The sequence below is a fragment of the Rhodococcus sp. NPDC060176 genome (assembly GCF_042728675.1).
Classification (GTDB): Bacteria; Actinomycetota; Actinomycetes; order Mycobacteriales; family Mycobacteriaceae; genus Rhodococcus_F.
The window spans coordinates 768670-783473 of sequence record NZ_JBHWYS010000001.1; the positions used below are offsets into that span (position 1 = coordinate 768670).

Annotated in this window: 17 protein-coding genes and 1 tRNA gene; 10 read left to right on the plus strand and 8 right to left on the minus strand. The window is 62.6% G+C overall.

Annotation, left to right across the window (positions count from 1 at the left end):
* Positions 1-16: 16 nt before the first annotated feature.
* The 3 genes from ACFWEM_RS03670 to ACFWEM_RS03680 form a co-directional block, all read right to left on the minus strand.
* Positions 17-90: transfer RNA gene (locus ACFWEM_RS03670), tRNA-Met, on the minus strand.
* A 54-nt stretch (positions 91-144) separates the two neighbouring features.
* On the minus strand, positions 145-855 hold the full coding sequence (locus tag ACFWEM_RS03675) for a FadR/GntR family transcriptional regulator (protein ID WP_378531239.1): 711 nt from the start codon (positions 853-855) through the stop codon (positions 145-147).
* A 22-nt stretch (positions 856-877) separates the two neighbouring features.
* The gene (locus ACFWEM_RS03680) at positions 878-2545 is read right to left on the minus strand and encodes an L-lactate permease (protein WP_378531240.1); all 1668 of its coding nucleotides are present in this window, start codon (positions 2543-2545) and stop codon (positions 878-880) included.
* A 181-nt stretch (positions 2546-2726) separates the two neighbouring features.
* On the opposite strand from ACFWEM_RS03680, the gene ACFWEM_RS03685 reads away from it, so the two are divergent.
* Genes ACFWEM_RS03685 through ACFWEM_RS03700 form a run of 4 tightly spaced genes read left to right on the plus strand, consistent with a single transcriptional unit; the run spans position 2727 to position 6490 of the window.
* Positions 2727-3476 carry a (Fe-S)-binding protein gene (locus tag ACFWEM_RS03685; protein WP_378531242.1) on the plus strand — a complete coding sequence of 250 codons (750 nt, stop codon included), beginning with the start codon at positions 2727-2729 and terminating at the stop codon, positions 3474-3476.
* On the plus strand, positions 3473-4993 hold the full coding sequence (locus ACFWEM_RS03690; RefSeq protein WP_378531244.1) for a LutB/LldF family L-lactate oxidation iron-sulfur protein: 1521 nt from the start codon (positions 3473-3475) through the stop codon (positions 4991-4993). Before ACFWEM_RS03685 ends, ACFWEM_RS03690 begins: the two co-directional genes overlap by 4 nt.
* Positions 4990-5616 (plus strand): lactate utilization protein C, encoded by a 627-nt coding sequence (locus tag ACFWEM_RS03695; protein WP_378531246.1) that lies wholly within the window; start codon positions 4990-4992, stop codon positions 5614-5616. Before ACFWEM_RS03690 ends, ACFWEM_RS03695 begins: the two co-directional genes overlap by 4 nt.
* A 58-nt stretch (positions 5617-5674) precedes the next feature.
* Positions 5675-6490 (plus strand): mycofactocin-coupled SDR family oxidoreductase, encoded by an 816-nt coding sequence (locus tag ACFWEM_RS03700; protein ID WP_378531248.1) that lies wholly within the window; start codon positions 5675-5677, stop codon positions 6488-6490.
* A 6-nt stretch (positions 6491-6496) separates the two neighbouring features.
* On the opposite strand, the gene ACFWEM_RS03705 is transcribed toward ACFWEM_RS03700, so the two are convergent.
* Positions 6497-7135 (minus strand): LON peptidase substrate-binding domain-containing protein, encoded by a 639-nt coding sequence (locus ACFWEM_RS03705; RefSeq protein ID WP_020909266.1) that lies wholly within the window; start codon positions 7133-7135, stop codon positions 6497-6499.
* Positions 7135-7611 carry a DUF309 domain-containing protein gene (locus ACFWEM_RS03710; RefSeq protein ID WP_378446925.1) on the minus strand — a complete coding sequence of 159 codons (477 nt, stop codon included), beginning with the start codon at positions 7609-7611 and terminating at the stop codon, positions 7135-7137. Before ACFWEM_RS03710 ends, ACFWEM_RS03705 begins: the two co-directional genes overlap by 1 nt.
* 140 nt (positions 7612-7751) lie before the next feature.
* Between ACFWEM_RS03710 and ACFWEM_RS03715 the strand changes: the two genes are divergently transcribed.
* Both ACFWEM_RS03715 and ACFWEM_RS03720 read left to right on the plus strand, forming a co-directional pair.
* The gene (locus ACFWEM_RS03715; protein ID WP_003939718.1) at positions 7752-8096 is read left to right on the plus strand and encodes a YciI family protein; all 345 of its coding nucleotides are present in this window, start codon (positions 7752-7754) and stop codon (positions 8094-8096) included.
* Positions 8097-8102: 6 nt separating this feature from the next.
* Entirely contained in the window at positions 8103-9344 is a 1242-nt protein-coding gene (locus ACFWEM_RS03720; protein WP_378531251.1) for an RNA polymerase sigma factor, read from the plus strand.
* 8 nt (positions 9345-9352) lie between these two features.
* Here the strand turns inward: ACFWEM_RS03720 and ACFWEM_RS03725 are convergent, their stop codons facing one another.
* Entirely contained in the window at positions 9353-9931 is a 579-nt protein-coding gene (locus ACFWEM_RS03725) for a hypothetical protein (protein WP_378531253.1), read from the minus strand.
* A 35-nt stretch (positions 9932-9966) separates the two neighbouring features.
* Positions 9967-10566 carry a TetR/AcrR family transcriptional regulator gene (locus ACFWEM_RS03730; RefSeq protein ID WP_317552139.1) on the minus strand — a complete coding sequence of 200 codons (600 nt, stop codon included), beginning with the start codon at positions 10564-10566 and terminating at the stop codon, positions 9967-9969.
* Positions 10567-10706: 140 nt separating this feature from the next.
* Here ACFWEM_RS03730 and ACFWEM_RS03735 point away from each other — a divergent pair, with 140 nt between their 5' ends.
* From ACFWEM_RS03735 to ACFWEM_RS03745, 3 genes are all read left to right on the plus strand, one after another.
* The gene (locus ACFWEM_RS03735; RefSeq protein WP_007730036.1) at positions 10707-11852 is read left to right on the plus strand and encodes an acyl-CoA dehydrogenase family protein; all 1146 of its coding nucleotides are present in this window, start codon (positions 10707-10709) and stop codon (positions 11850-11852) included.
* Between the two features lie 77 nt (positions 11853-11929).
* Complete coding sequence (locus ACFWEM_RS03740; protein WP_378531256.1) at positions 11930-12691, plus strand: SDR family NAD(P)-dependent oxidoreductase; 762 nt, start codon at positions 11930-11932, stop codon at positions 12689-12691.
* Positions 12692-12788: 97 nt separating this feature from the next.
* The gene (locus tag ACFWEM_RS03745; RefSeq protein ID WP_378532724.1) at positions 12789-13436 is read left to right on the plus strand and encodes a TetR/AcrR family transcriptional regulator; all 648 of its coding nucleotides are present in this window, start codon (positions 12789-12791) and stop codon (positions 13434-13436) included.
* Positions 13437-13438: 2 nt separating this feature from the next.
* Here ACFWEM_RS03745 and ACFWEM_RS03750 read toward each other — a convergent pair whose 3' ends face one another.
* Positions 13439-13900, minus strand: coding sequence for an SRPBCC family protein (locus ACFWEM_RS03750; RefSeq protein ID WP_378531259.1), 462 nt, complete (start codon positions 13898-13900; stop codon positions 13439-13441).
* Positions 13901-13989: 89 nt separating this feature from the next.
* Between ACFWEM_RS03750 and ACFWEM_RS03755 the strand changes: the two genes are divergently transcribed.
* The gene (locus ACFWEM_RS03755; RefSeq protein WP_019745479.1) at positions 13990-14616 is read left to right on the plus strand and encodes a TetR/AcrR family transcriptional regulator; all 627 of its coding nucleotides are present in this window, start codon (positions 13990-13992) and stop codon (positions 14614-14616) included.
* Positions 14617-14804: the final 188 nt, after the last annotated feature.

A 14804-nucleotide genomic window follows, 5' to 3' on the forward strand; every position in this document is an offset into this window, starting at 1 on the left:
ACGGGCCTTTTCTTTGTAGCGGGGACAGGATTTGAACCTGCGACCTCTGGGTTATGAGCCCAGCGAGCTACCGAGCTGCTCCACCCCGCGTCGGTGTGAAACCAACAGTACACGACTTCTGGAGGTGCAATTACCACCCCCCTGTCACTGGGCGGAGTGGGTGCTTTCGGCGTAATAGCCACGAATGTGACCGGTGATGCGTTCGCGCGCCGATTCGGGATCTCCCGCCTGCACGGCTTCGACGATTCCGCGATGTTCCTCGCGGAGTCGGCAGCACGTGCTCGGCCAGGAATCGAGATTCACTCCCGAGAGGACGTACGCCTCGATCGATTCGCGTAGCCCCGTCATCATCGCCGCGACAACCCGATTGCCGGCAGCGTCCGCGAGTGCAACGTGAAATTGGGCGTCGAGGATCAGGAACTCGTGCGCGCTGAGTTCGAGATTGTCCATCGAGTCGAGTAACTCGACTGCCGTTTCCAAGTTGGGAGTTGGTTGCGTTCGTGCGAGCTCTTGCATTACCTCGGCCTCGAGCACGAGGCGCGTTTTAACTACATCTGTCACCGGAAAACCTTGTGCTGCAACCTGCATTCGCATCAGCATGGTCATGCCGCCGGTGGGACGGGCGACGATCATCGCGCCGGAAGTGGGGCCGGATCCCGTCTGCGCTTTCAGTAGGCCGAGTGCTTCCATGACGCGCAGAGCTTCGCGAACCGACGAACGACCGACGCCGAGTTCGGCCGCCAGGATGCGCTCACCCGGAAGCCGCTGACCCGGGACGACTTCTCCCGATGTCAGCCGCTTCTCCAGGTGCGTCAGTACTTGTTCCCACGCGCGTGGACTCGAATCGGAGGGCATGAGCCAAGAGCCTAGGTGCTTCCTACGGGAGCATCCACGACAGGACCGGTGTGGATTGCAGATAAACGAGCGTGCACAGGATGAGTAACATACCGAGGCTGTAACCGATGACCTTGCGCAACAGGATCGGCTCGCTACCTACCTGCCCGACTGCAGTTGCCGCAATTGTGAGGTTCTGAGGGCTGACCAGCTTTCCTACGACTCCTCCGGACGTATTGGCCGCGACCAACAAGGTCGGATCGATGCCCGCAGTTTGTCCCGCCACCTGCTGCAACTTGGCGAACAGTGCATTTGCGGAGGTGTCGGAACCGGTTACGGCTGTACCGAGCCAGCCGAGCATGGGGGAGAAGAAGGCAAATGCAGCGCCGGTGCCGGCCAGCCAGGTGCCGATCGACACGGTTTGTCCTGACTGGTTCATGACGTAACTCAAGCCGAGCACCGTGGCGACAGTTGCAATTGCCAGCCGCATCTTGACCACTGTCGTGCCGAAGGTCGACATGGATTGCCGCGCGCTCAGGGGGAATCGTTTTCCGTGAGTCCAGAAACCGTAGACGGCTGTGACGATCATGCCGCAGATCAAGAGAAGTGTGCCGGGATTGGACAGCCAGGAGAACGTGTAGATCGCGCTCGACGAGGGGGTTCCCGTGTCGGTCAGCAGATTTCCGTACAGACCAGGCCATTCGACCTTGCGATCGGTTTTGCTCAGCCAAGCGGGAAGATCGAATCCGACGGTCCACAGCTTGGCGACACCGAAGACCACAACTACGAGCAGGTAAGGGAAAAGGGCCAGGAAAGTTCTTGACGGACTGAGCTTTTCGGGATCAACCTTGGAGCGCTGATCGTCCGGGGTTGTGGGACGCCAGAAGCGCAGCATCGCGACCGCAGCGGCGAGGCCGGCAAGAGACGCAACGACGTCCGTCAGTTCGTACGAGAAGTGGCTCGAGCACCAGAACTGCGCGAGCGCGAAGACGGCGCCGGTGACCAATGCGATGGGCCAGACCTGCCTCAATCCTCGTTTGCCATCGACCAGGAACAGGAGAAGAAGCGGCACGAACAGTGCCAGGATCGGAGTTTGCCGACCGACGACGGCTGCGATTTCGGTGGCGGGAATCCCAGTCAGGTTCCCCGCCGTCGTGATCGGAATAGCCATGGCGCCGAAGGCAACTGGCGCCGTGTTGGCAACCAGGACGGTGACGGCTGCCCGGATGGGCGGCATGCCGAGTGCGATGAGCATGGCGCCGGTGATGGCCACGGGTGCGCCGAAGCCCGCGAGGGCTTCGAGCATCCCGCCGAAGCAGAATGCGATGAGCATGGCCTGTACGCGCATGTCGCCACGCCCGACTGTGTTGAAAACACGTCGGAGATCTTCGAAACGTCCACTCGCGACGGTCAATTCGTAGAACCAGATTGCCGTGACCACGATCCACATGACCGGGAAGAGGCCAAAGGTGATGCCTTGGAGCGCCGAGAGCGCTGTCAGCGAAGCCGGCATGTCGAATCCGATTACCGCCACCGTCGCTGCGACTGTCAAGGCGCCGAGTCCCGAGTACCACGCTTTGAGTTTGAAGCCGGTCAACAGGACGAAGAACGTCGCCAGGGGAAGTAGCCCGACGAGCGCCGACGCGGTCAACGACCCGCCGATCGCGGTAGTGGACGGTGTGAAGCTCACCGCAAGCAGCTCGGTAGCCACTGGTATCTCCTGACAGGCTGTCGAATGACGATGTGTGGTCGGACCACAGGAACGTACACCATGACCCCGGTCACAATCGAGCATTGATTCGATTTCGGCATTTTTCGGGTATTTCAGTTCTTGGTGGCGCTGACCGTGCTTTACTGTGGTCAGACCACACCGACAGATTGCGGGGAACCACATGCGAGTAGCGCTGTTCGCCACCTGTATCGGGGACACGATGTTTCCCGACGCCGTCAAGGCCACCGCCCTCCTGCTCACCCGTCTCGGGCACCACGTCGTGTTTCCGTCCGGGCAGACCTGTTGCGGGCAGATGCACGTCAATACCGGCTATCAGCCGGGCGCACTGCCGCTGGTTGCGAACTATGCCGAGACGTTCGGTGACACGTCCATCGACGCGGTTGTCGCACCATCGGGGTCGTGCGTCGGTTCGGTCCGTCATCAGCACGAGATCGTTGCCGAGCGCTACGGCACCGCGTCGCTGTGTGGGCAGGTGCAGACCGTGAAGGCGAAGACGTACGAGCTTTCGGAATTCCTCGTGGACGTTCTCGGTGTCACCGATGTGGGCGCGTACTTCCCGCACCGGGTCACCTATCACCCGACCTGTCACTCACTGCGCATGTTGAGAGTGGGAGACAAGCCACTTCAATTGCTGCGCAACGTACGCGACATCGATCTGGTCGAACTCCCCGAAGCAGATTCTTGCTGCGGATTCGGCGGCACTTTCGCCATCAAGAACGCGGAAACCTCGACGGCCATGCTGGCGGACAAGATTCGCCACGTTGCGGATACCGGCGCCGAATTCTGCAGCGCCGGAGACTCCTCCTGCCTCATGCACATCGGCGGCGGAATGTCACGACTGCAGATGGGCGCCAAGACCATTCATCTCGCCGAGATTCTGGCGTCGGTGGAAAGCCGGGTGACAGCATGAGCGCCGTCACGCTGGGTCTGCCCAGCTTCCCGCCTAGATCCCCCGAAGGGGCGGGGTTCCTACGCGGAACCGAAAAGTTCCCCGTCGCAGCGCATCACGAACTGGCCAACGCGCAACTCCGACGCAATATCGGCAAGGCGACACACACCATTCGTGCCAAGCGCATCAACGTGACTGGAGAGCTTCCCGATTGGGAAGAACTGCGTGATGCCGGATCCGCGATCAAAGCCGACGTCATGGCCCGGTTGCCGGAACTGCTCGAACAGTTCGAAGCCGCAGTCATCGCACGCGGCGGGCAGGTGCATTGGGCAGCGGATGCCAACGAGGCCAACGCCATTGTGACCGAACTTGTCAAAGCCACCGGCTCCGAAGAGGTCATCAAGGTCAAGTCGATGGCCACGCAGGAGATCGGTCTCAACGAGCATCTCGAAACCCAGGGAATCACCGCCTACGAGACCGATCTCGCGGAATTGATCGTCCAGCTCGGCCACGACAAACCGTCGCACATCCTGGTTCCCGCGATCCATCGCAACAGGTCCGAGATTCGAGAGATATTCCTTCGAGAGATGCCAGATGTCGATCCGAGCCTCGGGGAGAACCCGGCCGAGCTTGCCGCCGCGGCACGAAAGTTCCTGCGCCACAAGTTCATGACGACGCCGGTCGCCGTCTCCGGTGCCAACTTCGGCATCGCGGACACGGGAACACTGACCGTCGTGGAGTCGGAGGGCAACGGGCGAATGTGCCTGACGCTCCCGAAAACACTGATCACCGTCATGGGCATCGAAAAGATTCTGCCGACGTATCAGGATCTGGAGGTCTTCCTTCAACTGCTGCCGCGGTCGTCGACGGGGGAGCGGATGAACCCGTACACCTCCCTGTGGACCGGCGTCACGCCCGACGACGGTCCACAGGAATTTCACCTGGTCCTCCTCGACAACGGCCGGACCGCCGCGCTTGCCGACAAGATCGGACGGGAAGCCCTGAGCTGCATACGGTGCTCGGCGTGCCTGAACGTGTGTCCCGTCTACGAGCGCACCGGTGGTCACGCGTACGGATCTACCTACCCAGGACCGATCGGCGCGGTTCTGACTCCGCAGCTTGCGGGCATGCATGGCAAAGATGATCCCAACTCGACGCTTCCCTTTGCCTCGAGTCTTTGCGGTGCGTGCTTCGACGCCTGCCCGGTCAAAATCGACATACCCTCGCTGCTGGTCGAATTGCGGCACCAGAAGGTCGAGCAATCCGGTGTCACGGCAAAGTCTTTGGCGATGAAAGCAGCCTCTCTGGCGATGTCGACCGAGGGCCGGTGGACGCTCGCTCAGAAAGCCGCCGGGCTCGGACGCGTCGTGGCGGGCAAGAAGGGGAAGATCTCGACGCTGCCACCGCCATTGAACGGTTGGACCGCCGCCAGAGACATCCCCGCACCACCCAAGCAGACCTTCCGATCCTGGTGGGACTCAGACGAAGGACGCGATGCATTGGACGCGGCTCGTCGTGACGGGAAGGCAGACAGATGAATTCACGTGAGGTGGTACTCGGTCGCATTCGTGATGCGATCACCTTGGCACCGGCCCGTGAGAACGAGATACCGCGTAACTACCGGACTGGCAGAACCATGTCTGACGAGAAGCGCATCGAACTGTTCGTCGATCGACTCGAGGACTACAAGGCTCACGTCTACCGATGTGCTGCAACAGAAATCGCCGAGGTCGTCAGCGGAATACTGAGCGAACACGAGCTGCGGACGCTGGGCATCCCCACAGGACTCGACCGATCATGGGTAACCGGGTTCGACGGAACGCTGGTGGTGGACAGCTCGGAAGTGCCGGCTCCCGAACTCGAGAAGCTCGACGCTGTAGTCACCGGCTCGAAGGTCTCCTGCGCCGAAACCGGCACCATCTTCCTCGACGCCGGTCCATCGCAAGGGCGTCGTGCGTTGACACTGGTGCCGGACACACACATCTGCGTCGTGCATCGCAGCAGTGTGGAAGTGGGAGTGCCGGAGGCGATTGCGAAACTGACGCCGGAACGCCCCACCACCATGATCAGCGGCCCGTCGGCGACCTCCGACATCGAACTCGAGCGCGTCGAAGGTGTCCATGGTCCGAGGAATCTTCACGTCGTCATCGTCGACGGTTGATTCCCGTCGAGCGGGAACTCGGAGGCAGCGGGCCACATCAGCGTCTAAGGTCCCGGCCATGACACAACTGTTGGCAGGCAAGGTCGTTTTCATCACCGGTGCAGCGCGGGGTCAGGGACGCAATCATGCGATTCGACTCGCGCAGGAAGGTGCCGACGTCATCGCTGTCGATGTGTGCGCGTCGGTGTCCGAGGACGTGGGCTACGCGGCCGCAACTGAAGCCGACCTCGATGAAACGGCGCGCCTGGTTCGAGCCGTGGGACGCGAGATCGTCACTGCTGTAGCGGACGTCCGTGACCTCGAGGCACTGCGTGCGGCAGTTGCGTCGGGCGTCGACAAGTTCGGTCGCCTGGACGTGGTGATCGCCAACGCGGGCATTGCAACGTGGAATCGTTTCTGGGAGATGCCGGAAGAGCAGTGGTCGACGCTGGTGGACATCAATCTCAACGGTGTGTGGCGCACGATGGCGGCTTCGGTTCCCGCAATGATCGAGGCGGGCAACGGTGGCTCCATCGTGATCGTCAGCAGTGCTGCCGGCGTCGCCGAAGCGCCCGGTTGCGCGCACTACTCGGCTGCCAAGCACGGTCTCGTCGGTTTGGCACGCACTGCGGCAACGGAGTTGGGAGGCTTCGACATTCGAGTCAACAGCATCCACCCTGGGGCAGTGGAGACCGAGATGGGCAACGATCCCAACGTCGGCAAGGTACTCACGGCGCACCCGGAGTACATGAATTCTTACAAGTGGCCGCTCACCTCGGTCCCGCGCACGACGGTCGAGGACATCTCCAATGCCGTGGTCTACCTCGCGACAGATCTCTCCCGCGCGGTCACCGGGACGAAGATCGTCATCGACATGGGCCAGACGATGGCCTAGCTCACCTCAAAGCAGATTGAACTGCGCCACCTCGATGGTGTTCTCGACTGCCTCCGAGAGTGTGCGTATACGCTCGTCGGCGCCTGGCGCGGTCAAAATCGCCAGGCGATCGGCGTCGCCCATCGGAATGCTTCGAGCGAGGGCATACAGCCGAGAACCCAACGGATCCAAGGGATCAGGTGGGACGGGCATTCGTGGAGTCTGTTCACCGGCTCGTAGTGCGAGCTTTCCCAACATTCCGTACATGAACTCAATGCGCTCGAGGAGTGAGTCGTATTCGTAGGCGGTGACGGGTGTTCCGTTGTTCTCGTCCGGCCACAGTTCGACCTCGGCAAGCGGGTAGGGATCGTCCGGCAGCCAGCGATTGACCCGGATGCGGCCTTCGGTCCGGCAGTACAGCTGATACCGTCCGGCACCCATTGCGACATGGGATTCGATCCGAGCCAGAGTGCCGACGTCGTGGCGTGATTCGCCGCCACCGACCTCGTGGCCACGGGCGATGAGCACTACTCCGAACAGTGGGCCGTCGGCAGCTTCGAGAACGTTCTCGACCAGTGCGCGGTACCGAGGTTCGAAGATGTTCAGCGGCAACACCTCACCCGGTAGCAAAGCGGAGCCGAGCGGAAACATGGGGAAGATGGGCATCAGGGGATTCTCAACCTCGGAATCGGAGGGGCGGGGAAATCGCCGGGGCGATCGATTTCGGCGAGCAGGTGTTCGGACCACGTCAGCAGACCGGGGATGTCGAGGCCGTGTGGACTCTCGACCTCGTAGTGCCTGATGCGATCGTGACCCTGACCGAGGAGCGAGACGGCGCCGGTGGTGTTGCCCCGCAGGAGATGAGTGAGCCCGACGGCCAGTTGAGCCAGTCCCTGCCACAGGTCGCGCTCCTCGGGCGGCGCACTTTTCCACGTTCCTTCGAGAATCTCGTGCGCGTGAAAGGGCATGCCGTGGTCGAGGAGGCGCTGAGCCTCGGTGATCGACTCGTCCGGCGGCAGACGCACATCGTCCGGAATGCGCGGGACACCACCCGCTGCGTCGCGTGGCAGTGGACGGCCGAGCCCGTCGCGGGGCCGCGAATTGAGGGGCTTCCCAGCGGCGTCCCGGTCGCGTTCGGTCATACACTCAGCCTAACGGCAGCGCCTCGGCCGAACTCGCCAAAAGTTTTTTCGAGTCGCCTGTCGATTCCGGGGAGAACCGTTCGTCGTCATGTTGTAAGGCAAGAGAGCCGGAAGAAAAACAACAGACCAAGGAGTCAGTCATGAAGTACATGTTGCTCATCTACACCGCACCCGGCGGAGACACCGAACCCCAGTGCACGTTCGAGGACTGGCAGCAATACGACAAGGAAATGAAGGATGCCGGGATCTGGGTGTCCGGCGATGCCCTCGCCGACCTGACGACTACGACGACGGTTCGGGTCTCGCAGTCCGGAGAAAAGACCGTCACCGACGGACCCTTCGCAGAAACCCGTGAAATCCTCGGCGGCTACGACGTCATCGACGTTCCCGATCTGGACGCGGCGCTTTCATGGGCCGCGCGGTGCCCCGGCGCGCGCGACGGCGGCAGCGTCGAGGTGCGTCCACTGGCCGGGTTCGGGGACTGATTCGCCGTGGACGAGCAGGCCGAGAACTCCATCGAGTCAGTGTTCCGGGAGGAACGCGGACGACTCTTGGCCTCGCTCGTCCGCCGCTTCGGTGATCTGGATCTGGCCGAGGAAGTCACCTCCGAAGCCGTCGAGGCCGCGTTGGTGCACTGGCCCGCGGACGGAGTGCCGGCTAAACCCGGCGCCTGGCTGCTGACCACGGCGCGTCGCAAAGCCGTCGACAGGCTTCGTCGTGATCAGGCCTATGCGGCGCGCTTGGCGGTGATGCAGGTAGACGCCGATCGTGCCGACCCTGCGCCGTCCACCGTCGACGGGGAACTTCCCGACGAGCGGTTGCAGCTGTTCTTCACCTGCTCGCACCCAGCGCTTGCCGAGGACGACCGAATTGCGCTCACCTTGCGTTGCCTCGGCGGATTGACGACGCCCGAGGTTGCTCGGGCCTTCCTCGTTCCTTCGGCGACGATGGCGCAGCGGATCGTGCGCGCGAAGAAGAAAATCCGTCAGGCTCGGATTCCTTTCCGGACTCCCAGCGCCGAAGAACTCCCGGAACGCTTGCCCGGTGTTCTGCAGGTGATCTATTCGGTGTTCACCGAGGGGTATGCAGCGAGTTCGGGTCCGGATCTGCAACGCGTCGACCTGGCGGTAGAGGCGATCAGGCTGGCGAGGATCTTGCGCGCATTGCTTCCCGATGAGCGCGAGATCGCCGGGTTGCTTGCATTGATGCTTCTCGTCCACGCGCGTCGGGATGCCCGTACCGACGCCGGTGGTGAGATCGTGCTCCTCGAAGACCAGGATCGCGGGTGCTGGGACCAGCCGATGATCGAGGAAGGCAGCGATCTCGTCGTCGTCGCGTTGACGGGGGGAGCGCCGGGGCCCTACGGGGTGCAGGCCGCTATCGCCGCACTGCACGACGAGGCCACTGATGTGGAGAGCACCGACTGGCCACAGATCTGCGCGCTCTACGGAGTGCTGCTCACACTGACTCCGTCGCCGGTCGTTGCCCTCAATCGGGCAGTTGCGCTTGCGATGCGCGACGGCGAGGAGGTCGGGCTGGCAGCGTTGGAGGAACTGGCAGCCGAGCCCAAACTTGCCGACTACCACCCGTATCACCTCGCGCGCGCCGAACTGCTCGCTCGGTTGGGGCGCACCGACGCGGCAGCGGCTGCGTATCGGCAAGCCCTGAAACTGGTTGGTACCGATCCGGAGCGGGCCTACTTGGAGCGTCGGCTCGACGAGATCTCTGACTGAGCGGTGCTTTATCGAGGGACGTCGAGATCGAAGTACAGGGTCTCGGACCAATAGCCTAGGCCGAGCTCGCGGAGCGGTTCCTCGATGCTCTCCTGAGTCGGCGTGAACAGTCTCTCCCAGAACTTTGGCTTGGTGGGTGCGAACGTGGTCAAAGCCGCCTCCATCTCGGCGTCGATGGTCGCCAGACCGGCCATCAGTGCCTGGCCTTGTTCGGCGAACGGTTCGTCGTCCATGTCGAAGATCTCGCCGCATTCGAGAACGAAGTAGTGGTCGGGTTCGGTGTGGCTGCGCAGGAAGCTAAGCGCTTCACCGGCCATCGCGCCGAGTTCGGGGTGGTCGATGCGGCCGAGGAAGTCTTCGAGCCGGGCAATGCCGGGGCCACAGGGCGCGGTGACCGCGATCAGGTCGGGAACGTCGTCCCAGATGATCGACTGGCGAGCGAAGGGATTCACGGACACAAGGATCCTGGGGACCAGCGGTATCGCGTACGACCACTCCGAGATTCCCTCGAGGCCCCGGGCGCGAGCGGCAGCCGGATTCTCTTGCGGGGCAACAGGGGTCGTGTAGAGATAGGTGCGGTTGGCCACTGGCTGATTCCTTTTTGCGGTCGGCGTCACCTGATTCAGGCGGCGCCCACCATCCTCAGTGCCAGGTCTCCGTACAGTTTTCCGATGTCTTCCGGATCCGTGTAGTTGCCGGCCGGGAACCAGCGGCACACGTCGACGCACAGGGACATCAAGGCGAGGGTGACGCCTTCGGCGTCGGGGATCGTGAAATCACCCGACTGGACGCCGGCGTCGACAACCTCCCGGACCACCCGCGTCGTGCTGCGGCGAAGAGCGACGACGGTTCGGTAGTGCTCTGGTGTGAGGGCAGTGAGTTCGTACTGGACGACGCGAGCGAGTGAGTGGTGCCCGGCCTGCCAACTGGCGAAGGTGCTGATCAGTTCCTGCAAACGAACGGACGGTTCTTCACCAGGTCGGTCGGCGCCCTCGACCACCTTCAACGCTTCGGTGTGGCCTTCGAAGCTGATCGCGAAAAGCAGCTCTTCTTTCGAGCGGTAGTGCGGGTACATGGCGGCGGGACTCATGTCGAGTCGCGCGGCGATGTCACGGGTGGTGGTGCCGCCGTAGCCGGCAGAGGCAAAAGCGTCCACGGCTGCCGCGCGGATACGGGCCGCGGCTTTGGAGGGGCTGATCACCACGTCAGGTGAATCGCTCACGGTTTCCTCCAGGTGTGACGGATTTCGATGTTGACAATATCCCGCTCTCGATTCACTATAAGCAGATGCTTAGATTCTAAGCGAATGCTTAGGAACATCGTTACGTGTGGCTTTGCCACGCCGAAAGGAAGCAACTCGTCATGCGTCGCACTCTGTACGGACCCGATCACGAGGCATTTCGCGAATCTGCCCGCGAATTCGTCAACCGGAACATCCTTCCGGTCGCAGAGAAGCTGATCGACCAGCGCTTCATCGATCGTGAAATCTGGCTCGAAGCGGGACGTAACGGCTTCCTCGGGCTCGAGGTTCCGGAAGCGTACGGCGGAAGCGAAGCCGGCGACTACCGCTTCAACGCGGTTCTGGCCGAAGAACTCTCGCGTGCCAGTGCAGCTGTTGCCTCGAGCTTCGGCATCCACGCCGACGTCGTTGCTCCCTACCTCGTTCAGCTCACCACCGAAGAGCAGAAGCAGCGTTGGCTGCCCAAGTTCTGCACCGGCGAGATGCTGACAGCCATCGGCATGACCGAGCCTTCCGGTGGATCCGACCTCGCCTCGCTCAAGACCACTGCGGTCAAGGACGGCGACGACTGGATCATCAACGGCTCAAAGACCTTCATCACCAACGGCTACAACGCCGACCTCGTGATCGTGGCGGCGCGGACCAGTCCCGAGAAGAAGTCCAAGGGCATCACCCTCTTTGCCGTCGAAACCGGCATGGAAGGTTTCGAGCGCGGACGCAAGCTCGACAAGGTCGGCCAGCACGAGTCCGATACCGCCGAACTGTTCTTCGAGAACGTTCGCGTGCCGTCCACCAACATCATCGGTGAGATCGACCGCGGCTTCATCCACATGATGGAAATGCTGCCGCAGGAGCGCGTCGGCGCTGCAGTGTCCAACATCGCGCACGCCGCTCCGATCCTCGAAGAAACGCTGCAATATGCCAAGGATCGCAAGGCTTTCGGTCAGCCGATCGGCTCGCTGCAGTGGAACAAATTCCTTCTCGCGGATCTCGTCACCCGCATCGAGGTCACGCAGGCCTACGTCGACAACTGCGTCGCGGCACACGCCGCCGGTGAGCTGACCGCCATCGACGCCGCCAAGGCGAAGTGGTGGACCGCGCAGGTGCAGAACGAGGTCCTCGATCACTGCGTCCAGCTGCACGGCGGCTACGGCTTCATGACCGAGTACCGCGCCGCTCGCGCGTGGATGGATGCTCGCGTCACCAAGATTTGGGCCGGATCGAACGAGATCATGAAGGAACTCATCGGCCGCGATCTCGGCCTGTAATTTCGTAACTGCAGTCGATACGTCACTGAAGTCCATACGTCACTTCCGAACCCGACGACACAGGAGCATCACCGCGCATGTCTGTTCTCGACAAGTTCTCTCTGACCGATCGAGTGGTCATCGTGACCGGTGCGTCGTCGGGCCTCGGGGTGGCGTTTGCGAAAGCCGCAGCAGAGGCCGGCGCGGACGTCGTCCTGGCGGCTCGCCGCGTCGACAAGCTCGAAGACACCGCCAAGCTCGTGCGTGACGCCGGTCGCGAAGCGTTGTGCGTGGCCACCGACATCGTCGATCCGGCACAGGCTCAGAACATGGTGGACGCCGCGATGGAGAAGTTCGGCCGCGTGGACGTCTTGGTCAACAACGCCGGCGTCGGAACTGCCGTTCCAGCGACCCGCGAGACCCCGGATCAGTTCCGCGCCGTCATCGACATCAACCTCAACGGGTCGTACTGGGCAGCGCAGGCGTGCGGCCGCGTCATGCTCCCGGGCAGTTCCATCGTCAACATCTCGAGCATTCTCGGACTGACGACGGCCGGACTGCCGCAGGCCGCCTACGCGGCGAGCAAGGCAGGCGTCGTCGGATTGACCCGCGACCTCGCACAGCAGTGGGGAACGCGCAAGGGCATTCGTGTCAACGCGATCGCGCCCGGCTTCTTCAAGTCGGAAATGACCGACCAATACAACGAAGGCTACTTGGACGCGATGGCTCCGCGCCTGATCCTCGGCCGGATGGGCGATCCGGAAGAGCTCGCAGCCACGATGGTGTGGCTCGCATCCGAGGCAGGCGGATACGTCACAGGCCAGACCATCGCCGTCGACGGAGGAATCACCATCACCTGACGCCGATGCCGAGATGTCGCCGGCTTTGCCGTATAAGTAGCTGGTGACCTCTCGCGCCGAACCTCAGGAGAACTGGGAAGACCGTCCGCCACCATCGATGGCAGCGACGGAGCTTCTGCGTGACCTCCCGGTGACCGCTCGCGGCGTCCGTACCAGGGCTTCTCTGGTTGCAGCGGCTCGGACTGTGTTCGAACGCGCGGGGTATCTCGATGCCCGGCTGACGGACATCACCAAGGAAGCGAACTGCTCCACCGGCACGTTCTACACCTACTTCGACAACAAAGAGCAGATTTTCGCCGCAGTTCTCGACGTTGCGCAGGAAGACATGCTGCACCCCGGCATGGGTCGGGTCCGTGACGTCGATAATCCGTATGCGGTCCTCGAATCGAGCAACCGTGCCTACCTGACAGCGTTTCGTCGCAACGCCAAACTGATGGGGCTGCTCGAGCAGGTGTCGCACATCGATCCGGCGTTCGCGAAACTGCGTCGGGACCGAGCCGAGACCTTCATTTCGCGTAATGCGCGGGCCATCGAACGTTTGCAGGCTGCAGGCAAAGCGGACCGTTCACTGGATCCGCTGCTGGCATCGCGAGCGTTGTCGGCGATGGTGAGCCGTCTTGCCTACAGTTCGTTCGTCTCGGAGGAACCTGGCGCCGACGGCAACCCTGTCTCGTTCGAGGACGTCGTCAAGACAGCTACTCAGGTGTGGGCCAACGCCCTGGGCCTCGAAGGCGACCGCGGGTAGTTTCAGCCTTCGCCGCGGGCCGCGAACTGCTCCTCGAGGCTGCGGCGCAACGTCTCCTCGCTGTTCTTGACAGCGTTCTCGACGAACGGCCCGATCAAGCGGCCGAGTGCCTTGCCGGCAATGCCGCCGGGGAGTTTGTAGGCGAAGTCGACGGAGAGTTGGGTCTTGGAATCGTCGATCGCGGCGAACTCCCAGGTGGACGAGTTGGATACACCGCCGAGCGAAGACAGCTTGATGATCCGATTCTTCTCCCACTCGGTGACCTCGAGCTTGGATCGCAACGTGCTTGGCCCGACCTGCATGGCAGCGTCGAATGTGGCGCCGAGCCCCTGATCGAACTCTCCGAACGGGGTGAACTCGGAAACACCGAACATCCACGTCGGGACGTTGCGGTAGTTGTCGATGTAGTCGAAGGCGACATCAACCGGCACGGCAGCAACCGCGGTGTGGCGAACATGGATCATGACTGGTCCCTGTCTTTCGGTGAACATCGACTGTAACCAATGGCACCGACGTGTTCGGCGGCGGAGCAAGAGCGATCTACGGTATCGGTATGACGAACGAGCTTCCGGTACGCGGATCCTGGCGCGATTACGAAGACCTGGGACTGCCGAAACCGCTCGCTGCGGCACTGGAGGCGTTCGTCGAGCAGGGCTATCACGGGACTTCGATCCGCGACGTCGCCTCGCGGTCCGGCTTGTCGGTGCCGGGGCTCTACCACCACTACCCGTCCAAGCAGGCTCTGCTGATCGGTTTGGCGACGGTCGTGATGACGGAGTTGTTGGAGCGAAGCCGAGCCGCCGAACTCGACGCCGGGGACGATCCCTCTGACCGCTTCGACGCGGTGATCGAATCTCTGTTGCGGTTCCACATGTTTCGACGCGAGCAGTCGTTCGTCGCTTCCTCCGAGATCCGCAGCATGGAGCCCGACAGCCGAGCGAGCTACATCGCGCAGCGCGACGAACAGCAGAAGCAGGTGGATCGGATCGTCCTCGACGGCGTCGCTTCGGGAGTGTTCGAGGCCGACCATCCCGAGGACGCCAGCCGTGCCGTCGTCACGATGTGCGTCGCCGTGGCGGTCTGGTACCGCCCGGACGGTGAATTGTCCCCGGACGAGTTGGTGGAGAGGTATTTGGAGATAGCGAGGCGCATGGTGGGGGCGAAGCGGGTGGGGGAGTGACTGTGGGGGCGAAGCGGGTGGGGCAGTGACTGTGGGGGCGAAGCGGGTGGGGCAGTGAGTGTGGGGGCATGCAATTGAAAAGCGATGTCGTAGAGCTAAATTCGGGATGAGCGGTTTCGCTGCATGCGTCCGACCAGCCGAATGCCGTTCTCTCCCTTATGTGCCGGTACTCTTCTTGTGCCTCTCGG